The following is a 21,726-nucleotide window of genomic DNA, read 5'->3' on the forward strand; positions in this document are numbered from 1 at the left end:
AGCCCATGAGCGATTCAGAAGAAATTCCGTCTGGCGTTAAACAATCTCCCGGACGTGCCTTGCAACGCACCGCACCCGGCGTGTTTGGCGCTCGAGAACTCCCGACCCAACATTCAAGTACAGCACTTGCGACCGGGGATGTGGTCGGCGGTCGATTCGAGGTCCAGCGATATCTTGGGGCGTCTGGCGGCGGTATCTCGTATCTGTGCTTAGATAAGAGCAACTCTGAAGAGGTCGTGATCAAGGTTTTGGCCATGCCACCGCCGGCAAAGCCAAAGTTTGATGAGATGTACGAAGAGGTTCGGCTCGCGTCTTCGATCTCTCATAAGAATCTCACGGCTATTCTCGGAATGGGTAGGACTCCGAGCGGCGAGGCTTTCGTCGCAATGGAGTTCGTCAAGGGCGCCACACTCTCCTCATTGATCTCGAAGAGAAGGGAAGAGGGCGGTGTCATCAGCTTGCGCGACACCTTTACGGTCATCGCGCATATCGCGAACGCGCTAGATGCCGTGCACGAGAAGCGCACGGCTCACTACGTTTTGACCCCTTATAACGTGTACCTCGACCGGCGCGGCGTGATTCGAGTCGGCAACCTTGCCTTCGGTAAATTAGCTGCAGACATGCTCTTTGAGCAAGGCGAAGGGCCATATGTGGACTCAATCTACGTGGCCCCCGAAGTTGCCGAGAACCCGGAAGTGGCGAACGACTCGGCCGACCTCTACAGCCTTGGCATGCTCACCGCAGAGATGCTCTCTCCAAAGGGCTTGCCTGCAGACCGCGACGAAGCCAAAGTTCAAGTCGTTTCGGTGCTTTCGACATACCCACCGAAGCTCACACAATTGGTGATGAAGGCTCTCGGTGAGGACCTCGCCGGTCGTCCCCGGAGCGCGGGCGCTTACCGTGACGCTTTGAAGCAAATTTGCGAAGCGGAAGGAATTCAACTGACGGGGCCCCCTCTAACCGGCGGCCTTCCGGTTGAACCCGCGGTGCAAGACGCGACTTCCGAATCCGATATTTTTGATATTCCTGAGCTGGCCGGTCTCGGCGCTGAACCATCGGACGCCGCCAACGAACGCTATTTGGTCCAGAAGGGCGGATTGGACTACGGTCCTTTCTCACCTGAGATGGTCTTGGAGCAACTGCACAAAGACGAGATCGACGAATTCTCCCTGGTACTCGATCGCGTGACCCAGAAGCGCATTGCGCTCGGCGAAATGGAGCGATTCAAAGCTGAGGTGCAGCGCTACATTCCAGTTCGCGAAGAACGACGTAGAATCGAGGCTCAGCAGCGGGCTGAATTCGAAAGAAAGGTCAAGAAAGGCGGTGTGTTTGGCCTTGTCGTGTCGATCATTGCCGGCCTGGCAACGCTCGGAACCATGGCTGTGCTCTATGCATTGCAACCCGACCCGGTGCCGCTTCCAATGGATCGCGCTTTCGCCCAACTCGACTATAAATTCATGCCTCCACCTAAGGACTTCCAAACCCTCGCCGTGGATACCAATCTGCTCAATAGCCTTTTCAACCCGCAAGCGAGCGAGGAAGAGATTCAAAAGGCTCTAAAGGGGCGCGCTACCAAGCGTAAGCGCCCGGCACGCACCGGCGCCAAACGTCCGACCCGTGCTGAGGATGGTACCGAAGCGCAGACGCTTGATTTGGCGGCCGATGGTGGGAGCGACCACATCCTGACGGATCAAGACGTCAATGACGTGATCTTGGCCAACTTCGGTGCATTGCGCTCCTGCGTGATCAAGGAGATCCAGTCGGATCCGCGTTTCAAAGGCGTGACCGTCCAGTTCTTCATTCGTCCTACGGGAACCACCGGTGGCGTAAAGATTAAAGAAGCAGCATTCAGAGATCGTCCGGTCGCGGATTGCTTGACGTCTAGATTCCGAAGTATGACGTTCCCTGAGCACGGCGGTTTGAATCGCGGTGTCGAATTCCCACTACTCGTTCAATGAGCGTCACATGACTCCTGATTTGCTTAGACATATTCTCACTCACGAACTGCAGGCCGAGCGAAAAGAGGACATCTACACGCTTGCGGACAAGGCGAATGTCTTGCTTTCTGGGTCGGAAAACGTGCTCACAGTGGCGAAGGTTACCGAGGTGGGTTTTAAGGACGGCTACATCGTTTTGAACTCCGAGGACGGGACGTTCTATTGCGCCGACGACAAAATCTTTGGTATCCGTGCCGAACCGAGCACCTCTCGAACCGACAAACGTCCAGGTTTCCACTGAATGTTGGAGAGCTTGAACCTCCTGGGCCAAACGTCATTAGCGGGGGAGAAGGCCACCGAAGATTTCGGCGCCCGCGTGGGCAGCGTTTTGAAGGCTGGTGACTGGATCGGTCTCGTCGGGCAACTCGGAGCTGGCAAGACCACTCTGGTGCGTGGGGTGCTGCAATCCTTTGGACTCCAAGATGTTCAGAGCCCTACGTATACGCTCATCAACCAGTATCAAACCAACCCAAAAGTCAACCATCTGGACCTATACCGCCTAGAGAACGCCGAGGACCTTGAGTCCATCGGTTATTGGGATCTTGAAGAGGACGCCATCACCGTCGTGGAATGGATTGATAAAATCGAGGAAGCATGGAATGGTGACGGGCTCATTTTGAAATTGGAGTACGCATCGGACTCCCGCATCATTTCGGGATACGGAGCCGGAGATTGGTCGAAGCGTTTGCATGAGTTGTGGCAGGTTAAGGAATGACCAAGGAATCGATGCCAAAGATTGGGGGCCCGAGAAAGACCGTGGAGTTTCAGCGACCGACGGTCGAGGTTGAGGGGCACCCTCTTTCTGAGGGCTTTCCCCTCCACAAGGTCCAACTTGAGGTCCAAACTGGCTCAGACAAAGGAAAGACCGAGACTTTCGAAAAGCCAGTGATTCGTCTCGGGGCTGACCCGCTTTGCGATCTCGTGATGACGGACCCAACTGTTTCGCGCATGCACGCGGAGATCCGGCGCAAAGGTGACCACTTCGAGCTCATCGACCTCGATAGCACCAACGGCACATTTTTTGACGGAGAACGGATCAAGTCCGTTGAGCTGGCTCCGGGCGATGGGTTTCAGGTTGGTCGTTCTCTCGTGGCCTTTAGTGTCACCACAGAGCAGATTGCCGTTCCTGTCACGGACCGCACGCGATACGGCAGCATCATCGGGCAGAGTCAGGCTCTGCGAGAAATCTTTAGTATCCTTGATCGGGTGGCTCCTTCGGATTTGAGCGTCGTTATTGAAGGCGAGACAGGTTCAGGAAAAGAACTGATTGCGGCTGCAATTCACGAGCATAGTTCGCGAGCCTCCAAACCGTTTGTAGTCTTCGACTGTTCGGCTTTTCCGCCCACGCTTCTTGAAAGCGAGTTGTTCGGGCACGAAAAGGGGGCGTTTTCTGGCGCTTCTCAACGTCATCGGGGTGTTTTTGAGAGGGCTGATGGAGGAACCATCTTCTTCGACGAGCTCGGCGAGATGGATATCGAGTTCCAGGCCAAGTTCCTAAGGGTCCTCGAAACCGGTGATGTGCGCCGTGTTGGTGGGGAATCCAGTTTTACCGTGGACGTCAGGGTGGTCGCGGCAACCAACCGAGATCTGGAAGACTTGGTCAAAGAGCGAAAGTTTCGCCAAGATCTTTACTACCGACTGGCAAAAGTCCGTTTTAACCTTCCTCCGCTGAGAGACCGTCCAGAGGACATCCCGCTTTTGGCGGATCACTTCCTCAATATCCTCGCTGGGGAGGAAAATGCGCGCCCGTTGATGACTGAGGACGCACTGAGAACGCTCCAGGCGTACGCGTGGCCCGGAAACATCCGTCAGCTTAGAAACGTCATCGAAAAGGCTGTAGCGATGTGTAGAGGCGGTGCCATTACCGCCGAATACCTCCGCAAGGAACTCAACTTTGCAGGGTTTCCGTCGCAACAACCCAGAACCGAATCAGTGGCGCTACCGGCGGAGCCCCAGCAAACCCTTGGTCTGAGTGCCAATGGACGGCTGGTGACGGTCGGGACCGAGATCGAGGATTCAGAAGGTGAACCCATCGCGTTCAGGGACGCCAAAGACACTTTGGTAGATAAGTTTGAGCGTATTTATCTGGAAAACCTTCTTGAACGAAACAAGCAGAATGTCTCGGCGACAGCCAGAGATGCCCAGATCGACCGGCGCCATCTCTACCGGTTGCTGAAGAAACACGGCCTGATGGCCGACGACTGAAATCTAGTCTTCGTAAATTTCTTCGAGTTCTCGAAAGATATCCGCCAGACCATCATCTTTCTTTTGAGGAGCGATAGGCTCGACGTTGGCGGGAATCGTTTTGCGTCTCAACGGCTTGGGCATTGGCTCTGCAACCGGAGTCGTATCGCGATCCGTATAGGCTCGGGTGTCGATGACCTGCGTGCCCTCGGCGAGATGGTCCATCAAGAACTCACGCTCACCCTCCCAGTAACTCTGAAGAATCTCTGAGCAACGTGCGGCGAAATGGGGCTCCTCGTAGCCCGGGGCAATGCGCCTTAAAAGTTCGATGAACACTTGAGCCAACGAACCCGCATCTTTGGGCCGAGCCCCTGGGTTGACGTCGAGCATTTGATGGACAAGTTGGTCGAGCTCCGGCGGCACATCGACCAGTTCCCCAAGCCGTTGGATCCTTGGCCTTCGCGCCCTTTGTAGTGCCGTATCTGGGTCACCGGCCAGCGGGTTGATTCCGGTGAGTACCGAGTAGAACACAAGACCTGCTGAGTAGATATCCGTGGTCACATCAATATGAGGCGAGGCGCTCGCTTGTTCTGGCGAAAGGTACTCGAGCTTGCCTTTCACCACGTGCATTCGAGTGCTTCTGGGATTGATGCTTGAGAGTGCAATCCCAAAGTCGACCAGTCGAACCTGCCCATCAAACGAGATGAGTATATTTTCCGGAGAAATATCTCGATGGATGACGTTGAGAAGACGGCCTTTTTCGTCTCTCATATGATGCGCGTAGTTGAGCGCGAAAAGCACTCGCGAGCCGAGCCAGAGTAGGCCAGGGACATCAAAAGCGCCGTCCACCTCACGTAGCACCGAAGCGAGGGACCGTCCTGAGACGTAGGGCATGACCGAATAGAGAATCTCGTGATCTTGGTCTTCTCCTAAATCCGTGACAGCGACCAAATTTGGGTGGTCAAACTGCGCCATAAGTCGAGCTTCCGCGAAGAAGTTCTTACGCGCAACGTCGTCAAGGGAAGTTGGAGGTAGTACGAGCTTGAGTGCACATCGGCGGCGAAACCCTCCTGGACCGCGGCGCACCGCAAGCCAAACTTCCGATTGTCCGCCGACAGCCAACTTTCCCTTGAGTTGGTAGGCCCCAAGACTCTGTGGTACTGAACCGCTCAATTTGCTCTGCCTCGTTGTAGAGTGCGCCGATTATACGGGTGTGGCGCAATTGTCACAAGTTGAACAAAGGTGATGTATGTCAGATAGCACCAAAGAAAATGGCAGAAAGATCAATGAAGCCTTAATCGCGAAGTATGGCGCCTATTTACGGCCCGGAGAGGCTATGGCCGCCGTTTTGGATATCACCGAAGAGTACGCGTTGGTCAGAGTTGTATTGGCTGCGACCGACGAAAGCTTTCGGTTTGAGATTGCGGGAGCGCTCGAATTCGAAGTCGAGCACAAGGCCGAAGTCGATGAAGCTGAAGCCTGGAGCGTGGTTCTAGACTTCTTGGACCTGCAACTTGAAGAATTCTTCGAATCCGATCGCGTGCTCGTGACTCACGAGGATTGGAGAGTGTATGAGTATCTGGGATACTCACTAAAGTTTCAGGGAATTCATCGTAAACCTGAGCTTGAGAAACTCGCAGACCAGTGGCTTCGCGATGCTGGTGTAGGTCTTGATGGCCTGCCTGAAGAAGAAGAATGACGAAGGTTGCGTTCTATTTTTACGGGGTGATGTTCTTGGTGGCCGCGCTAGGAGCGTGGTTTTTCGAACTCGATCTTTTCGGATTCACCCGTGTAAATTGGGGACGTGACTTGGGGTTAGGGCTCGCGGTTGGGCTAGGTACCGTGGGGTTGAGCCGAGTTCTCGACCATGTGTTTTCATGGGCACGAGAGCTCACCCAAGGTTTCCGAGAGATTCTGGGGCCTGGCAATGCTCAGAAGGCGCTGATACTCGCGGGTTTAAGCTCGCTTGGAGAGGAGGCGTTTTTCCGGGGGTTCCTGCAAAACGGTCTCAATGAGTGGCTCGGTGCTCTCCCGGCACTGCTTGTTGCCTCAACAATTTTCGGTTTGATTCATATCGGACCGGATGCAAAACGGTTCCTTCCCTGGACCATCATGGCCCTCGTCATGGGTTTTGTACTCGGTGGGATGTGGCTGTGGACTGAGAATTTAGTCGCTGTGATTCTGGCCCATTTCCTGGTCAATTTCATCAATCTCACCCTGATTTTTCGCCAGGACGCGCCCTAATGGAACGATGGACTCAACCTCTAGCAATCATCACCACGGTTCAGCCTTTTCTGCTCTTTTGGACCATGGCGATTGCGTTCTTCCTTACCCTGACTTTTGTGGCAGTGATTTCAAAGGGCCGAACGTGGAAGGAAATCGGTGCTATCTTTGCACTTTCTTACCTGGTGGTGGTGCTTCTGACTCTCTTTACGTCGGAAGTCATCGTCGGTGTTGATATCCTGCGATTTGAGTCGGTCACGTACAACCCGTATCAAACGGTCGAGTAAACCGAGCACACGCTCTTTGCCGGACAGACCTCGCAGCGCGGTGGGTCAAAACGGTGAATGCACTTCGAAGAAATGGCCAGATGACAGAGGGGAAAGTCGAAGCGCAATGGGTCAACTGGGTCCATTTTGCTCAGAGACTCTGTGATTTCGAGCGCGGTTTTAAGGTCATTGCTCTTGCGATTCGTCAAACCAAGATGGCGAGCGAATTGAGCGATATGGGTGTCCACGGGGATGATCAGCGAAGCGGGAGAAACTCGTGTCCAAAGTCCAAAGTCTACGGGCGGGGCAGGGCGGACCATCCAACGAAGATAGAGATGAAGCCGCTTCGTGGTACTTCCTAACGCCGGGTCCGGCATAAGATAGGCAAATCCTCGACCTAAATTCTCACGGATCCTCGCACTTCTTACGCGGTTGACGAAGGCTGAAGCGCGCTCCAGATGGGTCAGCCCCTCACCCTCTAGGTATGCGTCTTCCAGCGACCCCGTCTCTGCGATCACCCGAGAAGCTCCAACGATCAGGTCCGCCAAATCGTCGCCTTTGGTCATCCGGTACACAAATCCCTGGAGTCTTTTCGCAATCTCGTCAGGTTCCGCACTTGCAAGCGCAAGAGGCCGCCATTCAAGGCGCTCAAAGACGTCTTCGATGGCTTTTCGCAACACATCTACTCGCCCGTAGGCAAGACCACTGGCAATCAATCCACCGAGCTCCCTCTCAGACTCAGGAAGTTCCCATACAAGCCCAACCGGATCGTTGTTCAGATTCGATTCGAGATCAGTGTTGATCTCTATGATTTCCAGAATCTCTTGAATTTTGCGAATTCCCGAGACACTGCTTTGTGTCGTATTTTCATTCACTTAACGACTGGCCTTAAAGTAATTTGTAGAAAATAGCGCCTTATTTTTTGACCGCCGATTGGGGCTGGCTATCTTATACCTACATGTAGGACAAAGAACTACAGCTCACATCAATCTCCACGGAAGGAAACACGATGGCAGCAAAAAAGAAACTTACTCTCTATTTTTCCGAAGATCTTCTTGAAGACGCTCGCATTGAGGCTGAGCGCCAAGACCGTTCAATTAGTTGGGTTCTCGAACAAGCGTGGAAAATGGCGCGTGAACGGATGAAAGACGTTCCCGGCGTTGAAGACCTTCACCTAAGCCTTGAACCTCGAAATTAAAGTTATCGTTTAACTAATAGCTCCCAAACAAGTTTAGAATTTTTGCTGAGTCGTCCAACCGACGCACAAGTCCCTCGTGCAGCAAAAAACCGACAAAGACCGCTCTGTCTCACAGGTGTCGGTCTTTTGTCGTTGCACGGCAATCAAAGAGAATGTAGGCCATGGCCATGAACGCTGGTCCTCCAAATCCTTATGCTCGTATCCGAAAAGTAGGAATTTTCATACTTCTCGGGCTCATGCTTTTCCTCGTCGTTCCGATGTTTATCGGCGCGTACAACGGGATTAAAACGGGCGATGTTTGGGACCCTATCACCGGCGACAAAGTTCTATCTCTGAGCGAAGGGGAAAGTTGTCTCACGCAGGCCGAGTCCCTGATCCGCGAAGCTGGAAAGCTTCAGAAGCTCGAGGCGAAGTGGGAAGAGAAACGCCGAGAGTGGACCGTAAAATGTAGAACGTCTCATCCAGAAACGTGGGACATGCTCAATATCACCCGCCGAAATCTCAGGGGCGACGTCAGCGAAGAGTGATAGGCGCCGCAGGAACGAGCATGCGGAAGTAGCCATCGGCTCGCGTGTTTGCCTCTCCGACGGTGAGCTGTTCTCCAGAGAGCTCCTGAGTGGCTTGAACCGTGACGTCTGCTGAACCCACCCAATCATTATCGGACGAGGGCGCCTCAAGCACGTAACCCCATATAGCAGCCCCTAGAGGTACTTCGATCTCCGTAGCAGCCTCGAGCTCTGCGCTGGACGCGACAAGGAGAGAACGGGGGAGGTCGGAGGTGCCTGGAGTCACGAGAATTCGATAGTTGGACGCCTCATCAAGCAATAACTCAAGCTCCCCATTATCATCGGTCGTAAGCACGATGGATTCTGCCTCGTTTTGAGTCTTCCTGACTTCGACTCGCGCACCGGCAAGTGGCATCTCAGACGAGACAAGCCGAAGCTGGGCCCCTATCCGGGGATTCGGCTCCAGGTCATGAATTGCACTATCTGGGGAGACGTCGATAAGAGATTCAAGAGCCGATAGCCCCGAATCCTGTGTGGGTCTCAGGGTTGCCTGCCAACTGCCGAGAGGAAGCAGAAACTCCAGCCTCGCCGAGTTGGTCACTTGAACGCGTTGGTTGATGCTTCCCCATGAGAAGTCGGCCTGGAGTTCAAGTGTTGCCCCTCGTAAATCTTCGAGGTCGCCCACTAACTCGATCTGGGTGGCGATTCTCTCACCGAGAAGAGATTCCAACTGAACTAGGAATTGGTCGTCCGCCCCAAGGAGATTTCTGCACCGTGAGATATCGCATTCGAGTGCCCGTTCGATATCGATCGTTGTCCCGACGTTCTCAGTGGTACTGACGCGCAACCCATAGGTTTTTTCTGCGGGAGTAATCTGGATCTGAAAGTTACCGGAATCGTCCGTGCTGTCGCTGGTGGACGCAGTTCCGTCCTCCGCCACGGCCACGACCGAAGCGGTCGCAAGTCCCGCGGACCTCAATGGAAGCCCAGCATCCAAAATGGTTCCGGAAACGGTAATCTGCCTGGCTGGAACAGTTAGTTGAGGATCTGTGTCCAGTGAGAGTTCGAGATCTCTCCAAGTTCTAGGTGGAGTCTGCGGGTCGTCCGGCACGAAGTTAACTTGATAGGTGCCGGGTAGTAGCAACACATCATAACGACTATCGGAGTCGAGCCGGACCTGTTTTGAAGGTGTAGAGATTCCAGAGGTTTTTCTGAACGAGAGGATCCCAAGGGGACCGTCAGAACGCACTTGGTTTTGGTCATTAACGAAGAGCACGCGTCCCGATGCTCTCACACTTGGAGTCAACGCAATGGAAACTGGCTCATCATTAGTAACAGGGCTTGTCGGCAAGGTTTGGGGTTGAAGAGGTGAGTCGTTTGATGGAATCAAGCGAAACCCTAGGTCGAAGGTCTTGGTCTCGGCCAGCGCGCAAAAGGCTTGGCGACACACGAGGTCGGACTCGCAATCGGAGTCAGAGGCGCAGGAGGCGCCGACGGAATCGACGCCCGTGGCGGTACACGAGACCGCAAATCCAGAGAGCCCAAATAAGAGGAGCAATTTAGCAAGACGAATCATTGCGTACACGCTCCTGGTTGTATCTGAAAGACCCACGCCCAAACTTCAAGATAGGCCCCTTCTTCGAGTGTGACGGTCGTGTTTGTGACCTCCACAAAGGAGCGATCTGAGACGTAGAGAAAAATCGTTTCGCTGGATTTGTCGCGCACGTTCGGGTTGCAAGGGTTGAACTGAAGCGAGATGCCATCGAATCGGTAGTACAAATCGCGATGCAGGTCTCCCTGATCCGCGGAAAGCGACGTACGAGCGTTCTGAGCGAGCCATCCACCTTCCGCAATCCACGCGTAGAACAAAAACGGTTCCGCATTGGGGTCGAAAAGCTGACTCGCCTCAAGAGTGATCTCCTCACCGGAGGTCACTGTGATGATTTCTTCGCCAGGTAAGATACGGTCGGGATCGATATACGGCGGTTGGTTGATCTCCGGTGGAACGGGCTCAATCGGTGGACTCATAAGACAACCACTTAAGAAGACGGCACACGAAACTACTATCGCTGCCGAATGCACACTCCCAAGGTGCATTGTACGTGCCAGTCGTGACTCACGCTTGTCAAAGGCAGGTTTCATAGGTGGTTGGTCAACTTCGGGATCATCTTTAGAGCGCAAACACTGACAAATTTTTCCGATCAATTCTCGGTGTCTTTTTCCAAATAGCGAAAAATCGTCCTTGGATCGACGTCGAGGTCTCTCGCCGTCTGAGTTCGATTCCCGTTGTTGCGCTCAAGTACCTCCAGAATATACCGAAGAGCAAAAGCTTCCTTTGCGTCCGAGAGAGGAACCACATCCGTGAGCATTTCCGGGGGAAGGTCGAGATCTTCTGCGCTCAACATCGAACGGTCAGACAGGACAACGGCCTTCTTCAGCCGGTTCTCAAGCTGTCGGATATTTCCCGGCCAGGGGTACTTCTGCATAGCGAGTATTGCGTCCGGAGCGAAATCCTTAACCCCGACATTCATTTCACGGCAAATCTCTTGGACGAGATATCTCGCGATTAGAACTACGTCTCCAGCTCGCTCTCGGAGCGGTGGAAGACGAAGCATCACCACGTTGAGCCGATAAAAGAGATCCTCGCGGAACTCGTTCTTCTCAACCGCTTCTTCAAGGTCTCGGTTTGTGGCTGCGATGACGCGGATGTCCACGACTTCGGATTGGCTTGAGCCTACCTTCGTGATGGTACGTTCTTGAAGAACCCGCAGAAGTTTTACCTGAAGATTGAGGGGCATTTCCCCGATTTCGTCGAGGAAAATTGTCCCTTTATGAGCCGACTGAAACTTTCCTTCACGGGTAGCGTGTGCACCTGTAAATGCGCCTTTGACGTGTCCAAAAAGCTCGCTCTCCAAGAGAGACTCCGGAATGGCTCCGCAGTTGATGGTTACGAAAGGCCCAGCCGACCGACCGCTGCGTTGATGGATTTCGTGAGCGATCAATTCTTTGCCGGTACCGGTTTCTCCCAGAACCAAGACGTTCACGCTCGTGGGAGCAACTTTCTCCACGGTTCGGAAAACCGATTTCATAGCGTCACAGGCACCGATGATACTTCCGAATCTTTTCTCATGAAGTTGTTGAGAAAGAGACCGGTTATTCAACCGTAGATTGTTGACCAACATGGCGTTGGCCACAATCAGACTTGCCTGACCAGCAAAGGCCACGAGCATGTCCAGGTCTCGCTGAGTGAAGAGCTGAGCGATGCTGTCATTCCCCACGTAGATCACGCCGATCAACGTGCCCTTATCCATCAGCGGCACGCACAAAACACTTGAGAGATTGAGGTTGATAACGCTTAGCGACGAGTTGAACTCTTCGTCGTTGATAGCATCGCTGACGATAATCGGCTTCTTGGAGGCAATCGCTTTTTCGACGATCGAGTCCGAAAGCTGATTTTCGGCGTCGAGAATAGTCTGCCGGTCCACATTTCGTGCCACAGCGATATTGAAGTCTTCCCCATCCACCAGAATCAAAAAGCCCTTTTGCGCATGCGTGAGCTCCACCACCGAGTCCATCAAAGTGTCGAGGAGTTCGGGTAGATCGTAGTTCGAAAGAAGCTTCTCTGAGAGCCTATGCAGGGTTTGAAAGCCCTTGAGCACCATCTCGTCTGGGTTGACGCTCGGCGCGCTGGGCTGAGGCTTCGCCAGTATGATGAAACGCAAAGAATCGCCACCGATCTCGATCTGATCGTCATGAGCGAGCGTGGCCTTTCGTTTGGACTTTCCGTTTAGCGAAAAGTCGAGCTTTCGATCCGTGGTTTGGAGGATGAACTCTTTGCCGTCAAAGCTTAAGAGCGCATGTGTATCGGCAGAGTCGCTGCCCTTGAGACAAACATCCGCATCTCGTGACGCCCCTATCGATGTGAGGCGTTTAGTGATGAAGAATTTGTTTCCGGCGTATTCGAGATATGGCATGGACAATCAATACATCAGAAAGGAAAAACAAGCTCCCATCCTATAGGAGCCCCTGTCCAAAGACTAGACCCTTCACGGGGCGGAAGTAATTCAGGAGGAGGGGCATCAAGCGCTCGGATCGTGATGTCGGTTTCCTCGAAGTTTATGACTCCGTCTATAATCGAAGCGGCCCAGAGGGTTACGAATGTAATCGCTGACCCGTACATGACATTGCGCCAGGCCAAAGCATCCTGAAAGTCACCACTTCTGCGGTCCGGCCCGGGATTGTAGTACCCATCTTCGCCTCGTAGACTCTCGATGATGATGTAGCTCGTGATGTTGAGGCCGAGTGCCAGTGCCTGTGTCACTCCAAAAAACGTGGCCTTTACCTCCTGATTGTTTTGCCACTGGCCGAGGCCAAATGGCGCAAAATTCAGGGCAAAATTGCGGGACTCAACACGTCTCTCAACGTAGAAGGTCTGTACGGACGTCTCTTGAGTCTGCCCGTCGGTATTAGGGCGTAAATTGTCGAGTTCAGCCTTATTTTCCGCACGTACTCTTTCGAACAACTCTGCCACGCTCGCGGGGTAGAGCATCTGGTCGAGCTGATGGTCTGGACTTTCGCGTAAGAGTTCCAAAAACTGGTACTTTGCGGCTACGACGAGCTCTTCTTTTTGTAGCGGAGTAGTTGCCTCTTGGGCCTCGTAAAAATAGGCCACGCCTAAGAGCTGTCGCGCTTCAATCCTAGCTTCCCGCGATTCGATGGTTGGCTCGGGAACAAGCAGAGGCTCGATATAGGAGCGGATCTGATTAAAATCGCCGGTCCGAAACGCAACTTGTGCGAGCTCAAGGCGCTCCTCAGGAGTAATCGCGGTCTCGGGCGCCTCTTGAGCATTCACGCTGAGCGAGAAAAAGAGGGCGAATATGACAAGGAATCTCATCGATTTTGACCAAATGCCACGTTGAGCGTTTCGGTCGTGCCGGGGCGTAGAGTAACCGAATACGTCTTTCGACGAGTCATATCACTGGCTGGCGCGATGTGAAAGGCGACCCTTTGGAGGTTGTCTTGGTCAGCATTGCCAAAGGGAAATCTGAAAGTGGTCGATTTTCTCGCGAGCACTTTGCGAGATACATTTCGGGTGTCGTCCCCAAGAAAAATCACAGCGTCAACGTCGGCCGAGACATTGACCACCCCATCTTCCCATTCCAACACGATGTCTTCTCGACCGCTTTGAGGCCCCGAGACGTCGTAAACTTCGCGGAAACCCTTGCAGCCTCGGGAGCTCACGGATACCAGGTGTTTTCCCTCCGGCAACTCGATGCCTCTAGCGGCTTCGATTGATGAGAAGGTTCGTCCAAGGACGCTTAGCTCGGCTGCTGGCGGCGAGACTCTAAACTGATAGAGAAACGTTTTATCGACCTCTTCAATCTCTTCGGGGGGCTCCTCAATCACGGTTGGATTCTGCGTGAGAACCACGGGCTCGACGATAGGCCGAACGGTGACAGGCCGGGGTGCATTGGTGATGATTATGGCATGCTCCGCCACGTCCTTGGCGTACCGACTGGCGATTTCGGCAGTATCAGCCAAAACGTCTTCTTCGGGCTCGATTGGCTCTGGTTCAACCGTTTTGGGCTCAGATGGGGTGCTTACGACAACTTCAGTCGGCGTGGGCTCGGGTGAAGGAGCCGAATTGATCCACATCACGATCAGGCCGACTGTAAGGGTCGCAAAAACCAAAAGTGCGAGGGCTATCATCGTGCCTCGGGCACTAAATCTCCGGCTGATTCTTTCAATCAGCCTCTGGACCTCTTCATTGTCGGGTTCATAGGCGAGAATGCGATTCAAATAGCCTAAGGCTTTGAGAAAATCTGAGTTCTCAATCGCGTCCTTTCCAAGGGTCAAGAGCCGTGGCATGAGCAGCGTGACAAACTCTTCGGTCCACTTCTCCGGAGATTTCAGATAACGCCGCAGTTCGGTATCGGGATCTTCGATTCCCGACTCTTCCAAAAAACTCGTCAGGACGCGAATGACCTCATCGATCTTGGAGTACCGATTTTGCGGCTCATGGGCCATGCACCGTTCAATAATCGCAGCAAGTTGTGCCCCGGTTTTCGGCTCTCGCTCCGAAATTCGCTCGTGCTCCCCGGCAAGGACCTTTTTGAGAACCTGAGGGGTGTTGGCACCGTCGTAGGGGAGGGTGCCCGAGACCAGCCAATAGAGCACGGTTCCTAAGGCAAAAATATCCGCGCGTTCATCAGCTTTCTCACCCTCGATCATCTCCGGGGCCATGTGCGCCGGACTCCCGAGCAGACTGCCGGTCTGTGTCATCGTCTCGGCATCGATGACGTGGGCAATTCCAAAGTCCATCAACTTGAGTTCACCATGCTTCGACACCATGACGTTCTCAGGCTTCAAATCACGATGGATGATCCCATGTTGATGGGCGCACTGCAGGGCACGTGCGAGGGCCAGTCCGACAAGTGCTGAGGCTTCCGGAGCAGCTTTGATGTGTTGCCCCAAAAATTCTCTAAGATTTACGCCCTCAATGTACTCCATCACGATATAGGATTGTTCAGCATCTGCGCTTGAATAATCGTAAATCGAAAGAATGTTAGGGTGCTTGAGGCGCGCGATTGCCTTGGCTTCTCGATGAAATCGTTGGCGACTTTCGGCTCGTTTGGCGAGGTGATTATGGAGGACTTTGACGGCTACATCTCGCTCAAGAGATGAGTCCACTCCTCGATAAACCACGGACATCCCACCATGGCCGAGTTCCTCGACGATTTTATATCGGTCGACGGATGTCCCAATCATTCGATTCTTCTCTGGTCTGATCCAACGCTGCCGCGAAGTCTAAAGTCCCAAGAACATCTAGTAAAGCCTCCTATTCAAGTATCGGAGGACCGTCCCGTTTACTCTGAGGCAAAGTACATAACACCTGATTCATCGGAAGTGTTTCATCCGCCTGCTCAAAGCCTTTGGTGCGTATCGCATCGAGTTGTTCACGCTCTGCCGCACTGAGTTTCCTCAGTGAAGTCTTGTCCCCATGGGCCTGAAGAAACCGCACACGAGCAATGCCCGATTGATGGCCGAGGTTCGCAAAGGTCTTCTCTAAGGCGTCCAATGCCTTCAATTGCTCGTCTTCATAAGGGCTACCGAGTTGGGCTCGGAGCGATTCCAATTCGCCCCCTGCCTCAGCGAGCATGGTTGCGGCATCCTGAAGAATCTCACCCTTAGCCTTAATCGAGGTCGAAGGAACGAGTGTTTGCACTTCCGTGGGGATCAACGCTTGAAGGTCGTACTCCAAAGGCTTCTTCCCGACGCATCCTTCGTAAGCGTCTTGGCCCAAAACGGCCTGCACAGCCGAGGTCAGCTTTGAATCTCCCATCACGGTCAGTCGCAGGGTTTGCATGAAATCCACGAGGAGACGCAGCTGCGTTGCAGCATCCTCCAGGGAACGCGTAGAACACTGCTGGTAGAGCCCAAGCGAGTCTGTGGCGTCTTGAAACTCCCCGTCCGCAGCGAACCTAAACGCGTCTGCCAAAGTCCATTGTTCGCAAACTTCTCCGGGGGTTTTGGCGAAGTCGACGAGCGTTGCGTAGCTCTCGACCTTGATTTTTCCTTCCTGAACGAGGCGCATCAAGATGGAATAAAACACCCTGGCATCCTCATCGGGCGGACTCATTTCTAGAATTCGAGTATCGGATGAACATGCAGCCGGTAAAGCATCGGAAACAAGCCAGAATGACTGATCGTCGGTACTCTCTTTGTGGAGCGCTAGTGCTTGGAGTCGGCCAATTTCTTCACACTCAACTTTAAGTCCAACTTCAAAGAACCTGGAGAGGTCTACTTCTTGGCCAAACTTTCTAGCCATCAAAGCACCAGCGAGACTATCAGGCGTTTCAAACGGGACTCGCCACGCGGAGTAGCCCACTCGCCCTAGCTTTTCAGCAGTCGCCCCCGAAAAACTCCGGCCGTAGACATCGAGAGCTCGGCTTTGCTTGGCATCCGGAACGGCAGCCTTCCAACGCTCTCTATCGCTAAAGGAGGACTGAGTCTGGTCAAGGATTGCTGGGTCCTTGGTCAGTCCGATGTAGACCGCCATAGCCATTTCCCAATCTGCGCCAATCTTGGACGCACTGAGCGCCAAATTTTCTCTGGATCCGTGCGTTCCCTTTTGTTCGGTGTTCAGAAATTCCGTCCAGAGAACCCAGCCCATTGAGCTTGGCTGGTCGCCGGCCTTAATCATCTCCGGAATCTTCATCCATAGGCGTGTTGCTTCTCCCGTATTGTCCAGCCATCCGTGAATTCTTGAGTGCGCCAGTGTCCACCCTACGCTTTGCTCGGGATTCCATGCGCCCTGAGTGGCTGAATCCGAGAGAAAAAGTGCGAGGTCAATATCTCGTACCGATGCCGGGATCTCCGCTCCACGTTCAAGGATTTCGTTAAGTTTGGTGTCTAAGGTTCCCAAGATAAAGGTCGCGACTTGATGGTCCCCAGCACCGAGTGCAGCCGCGAGCTCTGCGACCTCTCGAACGTAGATGTCTGGCGCGCTCAGGGGTTGAGCTGCAAGATAGGGAGGGGAGCGACGGGTGCTTTGTTCATCATAGAGAGACGCTCTGAGGATGAAAGGGATGTGGGCGACCACTTTTCCCGATTCACACTTTAAAAGCGCATCCACGCCGGCCTCAAAGGCCAGCTCTTCAACTTTTAGTGGGGTCAGTGTGTTGGGCACTTCAAAAGGCACGACATCGAGGTTTGCCCTCGTCAGATCGCAACCATCACTGGCCACTCTTGATTCTCTAAACGCTGGTACAAACCCGGCAGGAAGAGCGATCCAATCCGCGGCGATAGTGCCTCGAAATGAGAGTGGATCACCGGCCCTAAAGACCGCACTCGGCTTGGCAAATCCACTAAGTTCCGGGGTAAAAACTCGGAACAAGGTGCCGTCTGGATACGCATCAACACACGGGCTCTGAGTAATAGGTCCACTTCCCTGACAAATCCTCCAGCGGTCCGCGCTAGCAGGATCGAGCCGCGCCGGCAGAGGAACAATATTTCCAGATATCTTGGGGCGTAGCGGATCGGTGTCCAGACGGCGCACAAACGCTCCCCACGACGTGGGCTCGACCACCTGAAATACATGTCTGAAGGATTGGTCGAGGTCACCTAGGGCAACGAGTTGACCGGCGCCAAGGTCCACCGCTTGAGCATCCGGCGCCCACATCAGGGCCCAGCGTCCGTCCTTCATGAGCTCGAGCGCACCCAACGGGCGTTTAAAAACTGGTGCTTCGAGTCCGATTGCGTGCCCAAAAAGCTCGTTTGAGGTGGGCTTGACACTCCCACAACCCACGAGGGCGTTGGCGAGTAAAAGCACCCCTAGAACTAGGAAAGTTCTACTTTTCAAGGCGGATATAGGCGCGCCCAACGATGAAACAATCACCGTCGATAAGCTCGACAGGGTCGTGGATTCTGATGAATGTGCCATAATCGCTTCGAAGGTCCTTGATGAAGTATTGGTTTCCTCGACGTTCGATCTGGGCGTGTCTCGCGCTCAGCATCGGGTCTTGGGAGATCGGGTAGGATCCATGTGTTCCAATCTGCAAGGTATCTTCTACCTGCCAAACTGACGCAATATTCCCGTTCGCAAAGTATCGAATCAGACGTGCAGGCGAGCCCGGCGGTTGGGCGCCAGGATTTGGCGTGGTTGCTGGACCGCTCGGAGCTGAGTCCCAAGTACTCCTGAAGACAAAACGCTGGTGACCCACAACGATCTCGTCAAAATCTTCGAGGGAGAGCTCATCAGCAATTCTCAAAAAGATCCCAGAGCTCGACATATCGTCGAGCATCAACCGACCCGCACTTAGCCGTAATTGTGCATGAAGCGCATTGATGAAAGGCGACTCGAGCTGCAAATCTCCGTGCAGGCTGCCGATCTGGAACGGCGAATGGTCTACATCGATCCGTAGTTCGCGATTCTCGATCGTCACCACCAATGAGCAAAGCCTCTTTCGAGTAGACTCTTGAGGGGTGACCGGTTCCATCGCGGGTGTGATCATTGGAAGCCCCTGAGACGGGGTCATCCGTGCTTCGGGGATTCCAACACTCGTGAGGACGTCTTCGTCTTCGTCATCAGGAATGGCAAAAGGCACGTTTGCTGATTTATTTTCGGAATCACTCATTGAATAACCGTGTTTTGATGGTGCGAAGTGTAGCACAAGTGTCCAAGGTGGCCAGCACACATCGCTATGCTATGTTGTGTCGATACGGCACGGAGTTGAAAAAATGCGAAGTCGAATATGTGTTCTAGTTATTGCCGCAGCGGGTCTTTTGGCATCCTGCGAAAAGGAATCAGCCCCCGCGAGAAGCGCCCAAGCAAATGACGTCCTCTATACCGTTGAGCCCATCGTGGTCAGCGGCAAGTCTGGCGAAGATGTGGAAGTCCCCGTGGTGATTCGGTCGAACCCCGGATTTAAGATCAACAAAGACTTCCCCTGGAAAATCAAAGTTCCTTCGAGTGAAGCACTGCTCGCCGAGAGTGCCGAACTCGACGCGAGTTCCATCGAACTCGGTGAGACCAAGGCGCGCGGCGTGGTACGCGTAAAGCCGACTGCTGGAACGCATCAGGGCAAAGTGATCGCTGATTTCTCCATTTGCAATGATGATGTCTGCAAGTTCTATAGGGACACGGAAATCGCCTACACCTTGAAAGCGGAGTGAGAATGTCGACAAAGTTTTCTGTGGATTCAATCGCTAAAAAGATCGGCGAAGAGTTCAAACGGGATAAACCCATTCTCTCTTACTCGGGTTTTCTTGAGCTCGTGCTCGAACACCCTGAGCTACACACGCGGACCAGCGCGCAGTACACGAAGGATTGTTTCGAGTATTTTGGAACGAGCCAGATCGACGGATTTTTAGGTGAGTTTCAACGCTATAACTTGTTTGACGCGCCATTCGACGAAGGTCGCAATTCCGTCATCGGACATCATCGAGTCCAAGAGCGCGTCTTCAATCTAGTCGAAGCTTTTGTGCGTCAGGGGCGCGTGAACAAGCTGATCGTGCTTCACGGGCCTAATGGGAGCGCAAAGTCGACCTTTGTCGACACGATCATGCGCGCGCTCGAGGCGTATTCGAAGACAGATCAGGGCGCTCTCTATCGCTTCAATTGGATCTTTCCGAACGAACGAAAGACCACGGGTGCGGCGATTGGATTCGGCGGGAGCCGCGCGGTCGACCCCGATCAGCTCGAGACCTACGCATTTCTGGAAGCTGAGCAGATTGACGCCCGTCTAAAGGGCGAACTCAATGATCACCCGCTGCTTCTGATTCCACAGAAACAACGCGAAGAATTGCTCGCGCCGCTTATCGATTCGGGCCTAAAGGTCTCGGAGCAACTGCTTTATGGCGATCTGAGTCATTCGAGCAGACAGATATTCGACACGCTCATGGGCGCCTATCACGGAGATTTTGCGCGAGTTCTGAAGCATATTCAGGTGGAGCGCCTCTTCTTCTCGCGCCGATATCGTGTGGGGTTGGTGACTGTGGAGCCGCAGATGCGAGTCGACGCCGGACTAAGGCAAGTCACCATGGACCGAAGCGCTGCTCAACTTCCGCCGGTGCTGCAAAATTTGACGCTCCTTGAGCCGTTGGGGGACCTTCCGGACGCGAATCGCGGGATCATTGCCTACGACGATATGTTCAAGCGCCATCCCGACCTCAACAAGTACCTCCTGGGTACTTCTGAGAAAGCGACTGTTCCGCTCGATAATCGCATCCTTCATCTCGATAGCCTGCTGATCGCTACGGCCAATGAGGACTATCTCGAGGCCTACAAACAAACGCCAGACTACGTCTCCTTCAAAGGGAGAGTGGAGCTGGTTCGGGTGCCTTATATTCTCGACTACAGGCTCGAGGCTAAGATTTATGATGAGCACCTGAAGTCTGTGCCTGATATTCGCCACGTGGCGCCACACACAACCTATGTGGCTGCACTCTGGGCGGTATTGACGCGCCTAAAGCGCCCAAAGGCGGACTTGTACCCAAAGAGCTTGCGCGATGTGATTTCGCAGCTCTCACCGCTTGAGAAGGCCGAGCTCTACGCGCACGGAGAGGTCCCCGATTACGTAAGCCCTGAGCGGTCACGTGAGCTCTTGAGAGTGGTTCCCGAACTTCTCGACGAAGGGGAGGGTACGGCCGACTATGAAGGCCGATACGGCGCAAGCCCTCGGGAAATGAAGATGATCATGCTCAGTGCGAGCCAAAATCCGGGGTTCTCCTATTTATCGCCGCTTGCGGTATTTGAGGAGCTTGAAGACCTGGTCAAAGATCCGAGCGTGTTCCCGTTCCTGCAAATGAAGCCGGATGGCGATTATTTCCGTCATGATAACTTCATTCAGACCGTTCGAGAGCGATATCTGGATCTCATCGACCGCGAGATTTTGGACGCACTCGGCTTGATCGAATCCACCCAGTACGACGAGCTCTTTGCGCGCTATGTGGATCACGTCTCGCAACGTCTCAAGGGTGAGAAAGTTCTGAACCGAAGTACCGGTCAGTACGAGGAGCCTTCCGAGAAGTTCTTGGGGGAAGTCGAAGAACTCTTCGGAATGGAAATCGAAGACGAAGAGTCCTTCCGGGAGAGCTTGATTTCGACGATCGCTGCGTACTCCATCGATAATCCAGGCGAGAAAGTTCAACTGCCGTTGGTTTTCCCAGGGCTTTTCGCATCGATGAAAAGACACTTCTTCGAAGACAGGCAAGATACCGTCGCACGGATTTTGAAAGATATCATCAAACTGACCCACGAAGACGATAAGCTCGACGCGGCATCGGAAAAGGCGGCGCGCGAGGCGTTGGAGAGAATGTGTCAGAAATACAATTACCGAGAAGACTCGGCGCAGGCGGCAGTAGCGTTCCTCTATTCGAGCCGTTATAAGAACTGAACGTTTTGTGATTTGGAGTAAAACTATGAAACACGTCCTTCTGATGTTTGCGATGGTCTTTTTAACAGGCCTGAGCGCGCCTGCGTTCGCAAACGATACTCAAGAACAGATTGCCCAATACCAGACCGTTTTGGACAAGATTCAGGAAGATACGAGTGTTGAAGCATTTGCGGCCGATTTTGAGATGGTTCAAAAATGGCTCAAGGAAGCCGAGGTTCTAGCCGCGAACGGTGACCGCGATGCTGCTGCGAAGCGCCTTAGGCGCGTAGATCTCGGCGTGGAATTGGTTCGAGCTTTGGCCGCCAGCGCTCAAATTCGACAAGCCGCCCAAGAGCAAGAAGAGGCCGCCCATAAGGCGCCAGAGACAATCGCAGAATTGGAAGGGGAAGTGGAAGCACTGACCAAGAAGAAGCGTGAACTTGAACAAGAACTTCAGCGATTGCGCTAAAGGAATAG

21 protein-coding genes are annotated in these 21,726 nt (G+C 53.6%); 12 read left to right on the forward strand and 9 right to left on the reverse strand.

All coding sequences use genetic code 11. The features are described 5' to 3' along the window. Nucleotides 1-5: 5 nt before the first annotated feature. The 4 genes from FRD01_RS01745 to FRD01_RS01760 are packed head-to-tail and all read left to right on the forward strand — an operon-like array spanning nucleotide 6 to nucleotide 4,202. Nucleotides 6-1,958 (forward strand): protein kinase domain-containing protein, encoded by a 1,953-nt coding sequence (locus FRD01_RS01745; protein WP_146957065.1) that lies wholly within the window; start codon nucleotides 6-8, stop codon nucleotides 1,956-1,958. 7 nt (nucleotides 1,959-1,965) lie between these two features. Next, nucleotides 1,966-2,238 (forward strand): hypothetical protein, encoded by a 273-nt coding sequence (locus FRD01_RS01750; RefSeq protein WP_146957067.1) that lies wholly within the window; start codon nucleotides 1,966-1,968, stop codon nucleotides 2,236-2,238. After that, a complete protein-coding gene (gene tsaE, locus FRD01_RS01755; protein WP_146957069.1) occupies nucleotides 2,239-2,712 on the forward strand; it encodes a tRNA (adenosine(37)-N6)-threonylcarbamoyltransferase complex ATPase subunit type 1 TsaE in 474 nt (157 codons plus the stop codon). Further along, the gene (locus tag FRD01_RS01760) at nucleotides 2,709-4,202 is read left to right on the forward strand and encodes a sigma 54-interacting transcriptional regulator (protein WP_146957071.1); all 1,494 of its coding nucleotides are present in this window, start codon (nucleotides 2,709-2,711) and stop codon (nucleotides 4,200-4,202) included. The genes tsaE and FRD01_RS01760 overlap by 4 nt, the downstream gene beginning before the upstream one ends. Before the next feature lie 3 nt (nucleotides 4,203-4,205). Here the strand turns inward: FRD01_RS01760 and FRD01_RS01765 are convergent, their stop codons facing one another. Continuing rightward, entirely contained in the window at nucleotides 4,206-5,354 is a 1,149-nt protein-coding gene (locus FRD01_RS01765; protein ID WP_146957073.1) for a serine/threonine protein kinase, read from the reverse strand. A gap of 76 nt (nucleotides 5,355-5,430) precedes the next feature. On the opposite strand from FRD01_RS01765, the gene FRD01_RS01770 reads away from it, so the two are divergent. Genes FRD01_RS01770 through FRD01_RS01780 form a run of 3 tightly spaced genes read left to right on the forward strand, consistent with a single transcriptional unit; the run spans nucleotide 5,431 to nucleotide 6,691 of the window. Continuing rightward, nucleotides 5,431-5,880, forward strand: a complete 450-nt coding sequence (locus tag FRD01_RS01770) for a hypothetical protein (RefSeq protein WP_146957075.1) — start codon at nucleotides 5,431-5,433, stop codon at nucleotides 5,878-5,880. Then, nucleotides 5,877-6,425, forward strand: coding sequence for a CPBP family intramembrane glutamic endopeptidase (locus tag FRD01_RS01775; RefSeq protein ID WP_146957077.1), 549 nt, complete (start codon nucleotides 5,877-5,879; stop codon nucleotides 6,423-6,425). The genes FRD01_RS01770 and FRD01_RS01775 overlap by 4 nt, the downstream gene beginning before the upstream one ends. After that, nucleotides 6,425-6,691: a hypothetical protein gene (locus FRD01_RS01780; RefSeq protein ID WP_146957079.1), complete on the forward strand. Its 267-nt coding sequence runs from the start codon at nucleotides 6,425-6,427 to the stop codon at nucleotides 6,689-6,691. The genes FRD01_RS01775 and FRD01_RS01780 overlap by 1 nt, the downstream gene beginning before the upstream one ends. Here FRD01_RS01780 and FRD01_RS01785 read toward each other — a convergent pair. Then, complete coding sequence (locus FRD01_RS01785) at nucleotides 6,676-7,545, reverse strand: TIGR02757 family protein (protein WP_146957080.1); 870 nt, start codon at nucleotides 7,543-7,545, stop codon at nucleotides 6,676-6,678. The genes FRD01_RS01780 and FRD01_RS01785 overlap by 16 nt on opposite strands. 134 nt (nucleotides 7,546-7,679) lie before the next feature. On the opposite strand from FRD01_RS01785, the gene FRD01_RS01790 reads away from it, so the two are divergent. Both FRD01_RS01790 and FRD01_RS01795 read left to right on the forward strand, forming a co-directional pair. Beyond that, entirely contained in the window at nucleotides 7,680-7,868 is a 189-nt protein-coding gene (locus FRD01_RS01790) for a TIGR04563 family protein (protein WP_146957082.1), read from the forward strand. A gap of 161 nt (nucleotides 7,869-8,029) precedes the next feature. Then, nucleotides 8,030-8,395, forward strand: coding sequence for a hypothetical protein (locus FRD01_RS01795; protein WP_146957083.1), 366 nt, complete (start codon nucleotides 8,030-8,032; stop codon nucleotides 8,393-8,395). On the opposite strand, the gene FRD01_RS01800 is transcribed toward FRD01_RS01795, so the two are convergent. The 7 genes from FRD01_RS01800 to FRD01_RS01830 form a co-directional block, all read right to left on the reverse strand. Continuing rightward, complete coding sequence (locus FRD01_RS01800; RefSeq protein ID WP_146957085.1) at nucleotides 8,382-9,950, reverse strand: carboxypeptidase-like regulatory domain-containing protein; 1,569 nt, start codon at nucleotides 9,948-9,950, stop codon at nucleotides 8,382-8,384. The genes FRD01_RS01795 and FRD01_RS01800 overlap by 14 nt on opposite strands. Beyond that, nucleotides 9,947-10,402, reverse strand: coding sequence for a hypothetical protein (locus FRD01_RS01805; RefSeq protein WP_146957087.1), 456 nt, complete (start codon nucleotides 10,400-10,402; stop codon nucleotides 9,947-9,949). The genes FRD01_RS01800 and FRD01_RS01805 overlap by 4 nt, the downstream gene beginning before the upstream one ends. A gap of 173 nt (nucleotides 10,403-10,575) precedes the next feature. Then, nucleotides 10,576-12,348, reverse strand: coding sequence for a sigma 54-interacting transcriptional regulator (locus tag FRD01_RS01810; RefSeq protein ID WP_146957089.1), 1,773 nt, complete (start codon nucleotides 12,346-12,348; stop codon nucleotides 10,576-10,578). Nucleotides 12,349-12,362: 14 nt separating this feature from the next. Continuing rightward, on the reverse strand, nucleotides 12,363-13,268 hold the full coding sequence (locus tag FRD01_RS01815; RefSeq protein WP_146957091.1) for a hypothetical protein: 906 nt from the start codon (nucleotides 13,266-13,268) through the stop codon (nucleotides 12,363-12,365). Then, the gene (locus FRD01_RS01820) at nucleotides 13,265-15,142 is read right to left on the reverse strand and encodes a serine/threonine protein kinase (RefSeq protein ID WP_146957093.1); all 1,878 of its coding nucleotides are present in this window, start codon (nucleotides 15,140-15,142) and stop codon (nucleotides 13,265-13,267) included. Before FRD01_RS01820 ends, FRD01_RS01815 begins: the two co-directional genes overlap by 4 nt. A 70-nt stretch (nucleotides 15,143-15,212) precedes the next feature. Next, nucleotides 15,213-17,705, reverse strand: coding sequence for a hypothetical protein (locus FRD01_RS01825; protein WP_146957095.1), 2,493 nt, complete (start codon nucleotides 17,703-17,705; stop codon nucleotides 15,213-15,215). 19 nt (nucleotides 17,706-17,724) lie between these two features. Then, nucleotides 17,725-18,510: an FHA domain-containing protein gene (locus FRD01_RS01830; protein ID WP_146957097.1), complete on the reverse strand. Its 786-nt coding sequence runs from the start codon at nucleotides 18,508-18,510 to the stop codon at nucleotides 17,725-17,727. Between the two features lie 103 nt (nucleotides 18,511-18,613). Here FRD01_RS01830 and FRD01_RS01835 point away from each other — a divergent pair, with 103 nt between their 5' ends. Genes FRD01_RS01835 through FRD01_RS01845 form a run of 3 tightly spaced genes read left to right on the forward strand, consistent with a single transcriptional unit; the run spans nucleotide 18,614 to nucleotide 21,718 of the window. After that, nucleotides 18,614-19,048, forward strand: a complete 435-nt coding sequence (locus tag FRD01_RS01835; RefSeq protein ID WP_146957099.1) for a hypothetical protein — start codon at nucleotides 18,614-18,616, stop codon at nucleotides 19,046-19,048. A gap of 2 nt (nucleotides 19,049-19,050) precedes the next feature. After that, a complete protein-coding gene (locus FRD01_RS01840) occupies nucleotides 19,051-21,270 on the forward strand; it encodes a serine protein kinase PrkA (protein ID WP_146957101.1) in 2,220 nt (739 codons plus the stop codon). Nucleotides 21,271-21,295: 25 nt separating this feature from the next. Further along, the gene (locus FRD01_RS01845) at nucleotides 21,296-21,718 is read left to right on the forward strand and encodes a hypothetical protein (RefSeq protein ID WP_146957103.1); all 423 of its coding nucleotides are present in this window, start codon (nucleotides 21,296-21,298) and stop codon (nucleotides 21,716-21,718) included. Nucleotides 21,719-21,726: the final 8 nt, after the last annotated feature.

Origin of the sequence: Microvenator marinus (genome assembly GCF_007993755.1) — a bacterium.
GTDB lineage: Bacteria > Myxococcota_A > Bradymonadia > Bradymonadales > Bradymonadaceae > Allomicrovenator > Allomicrovenator marinus.

What these genes read in the sequence shown, in the direction of transcription:
- FRD01_RS01835 (WP_146957099.1), top strand. Translation starts at nt 18,614, where the DNA reads ATGCGAAGTCGAATATGTGTTCTAGTTATTGCCGCAGCGGGTCTTTTG.
- FRD01_RS01810 (WP_146957089.1), bottom strand. Translation starts at nt 12,348, where the DNA reads ATGCCATATCTCGAATACGCCGGAAACAAATTCTTCATCACTAAACGC.
- FRD01_RS01775 (WP_146957077.1), top strand. Translation starts at nt 5,877, where the DNA reads ATGACGAAGGTTGCGTTCTATTTTTACGGGGTGATGTTCTTGGTGGCC.
- FRD01_RS01805 (WP_146957087.1), bottom strand. Translation starts at nt 10,402, where the DNA reads ATGAGTCCACCGATTGAGCCCGTTCCACCGGAGATCAACCAACCGCCG.
- FRD01_RS01820 (WP_146957093.1), bottom strand. Translation starts at nt 15,142, where the DNA reads ATGATTGGGACATCCGTCGACCGATATAAAATCGTCGAGGAACTCGGC.
- FRD01_RS01800 (WP_146957085.1), bottom strand. Translation starts at nt 9,950, where the DNA reads ATGATTCGTCTTGCTAAATTGCTCCTCTTATTTGGGCTCTCTGGATTT.
- FRD01_RS01840 (WP_146957101.1), top strand. Translation starts at nt 19,051, where the DNA reads ATGTCGACAAAGTTTTCTGTGGATTCAATCGCTAAAAAGATCGGCGAA.
- FRD01_RS01830 (WP_146957097.1), bottom strand. Translation starts at nt 18,510, where the DNA reads ATGAGTGATTCCGAAAATAAATCAGCAAACGTGCCTTTTGCCATTCCT.
- FRD01_RS01790 (WP_146957082.1), top strand. Translation starts at nt 7,680, where the DNA reads ATGGCAGCAAAAAAGAAACTTACTCTCTATTTTTCCGAAGATCTTCTT.
- FRD01_RS01760 (WP_146957071.1), top strand. Translation starts at nt 2,709, where the DNA reads ATGACCAAGGAATCGATGCCAAAGATTGGGGGCCCGAGAAAGACCGTG.
- FRD01_RS01815 (WP_146957091.1), bottom strand. Translation starts at nt 13,268, where the DNA reads ATGAGATTCCTTGTCATATTCGCCCTCTTTTTCTCGCTCAGCGTGAAT.
- FRD01_RS01780 (WP_146957079.1), top strand. Translation starts at nt 6,425, where the DNA reads ATGGAACGATGGACTCAACCTCTAGCAATCATCACCACGGTTCAGCCT.
- FRD01_RS01750 (WP_146957067.1), top strand. Translation starts at nt 1,966, where the DNA reads ATGACTCCTGATTTGCTTAGACATATTCTCACTCACGAACTGCAGGCC.
- FRD01_RS01845 (WP_146957103.1), top strand. Translation starts at nt 21,296, where the DNA reads ATGAAACACGTCCTTCTGATGTTTGCGATGGTCTTTTTAACAGGCCTG.
- FRD01_RS01795 (WP_146957083.1), top strand. Translation starts at nt 8,030, where the DNA reads ATGGCCATGAACGCTGGTCCTCCAAATCCTTATGCTCGTATCCGAAAA.
- FRD01_RS01745 (WP_146957065.1), top strand. Translation starts at nt 6, where the DNA reads ATGAGCGATTCAGAAGAAATTCCGTCTGGCGTTAAACAATCTCCCGGA.
- FRD01_RS01770 (WP_146957075.1), top strand. Translation starts at nt 5,431, where the DNA reads ATGTCAGATAGCACCAAAGAAAATGGCAGAAAGATCAATGAAGCCTTA.
- tsaE (WP_146957069.1), top strand. Translation starts at nt 2,239, where the DNA reads ATGTTGGAGAGCTTGAACCTCCTGGGCCAAACGTCATTAGCGGGGGAG.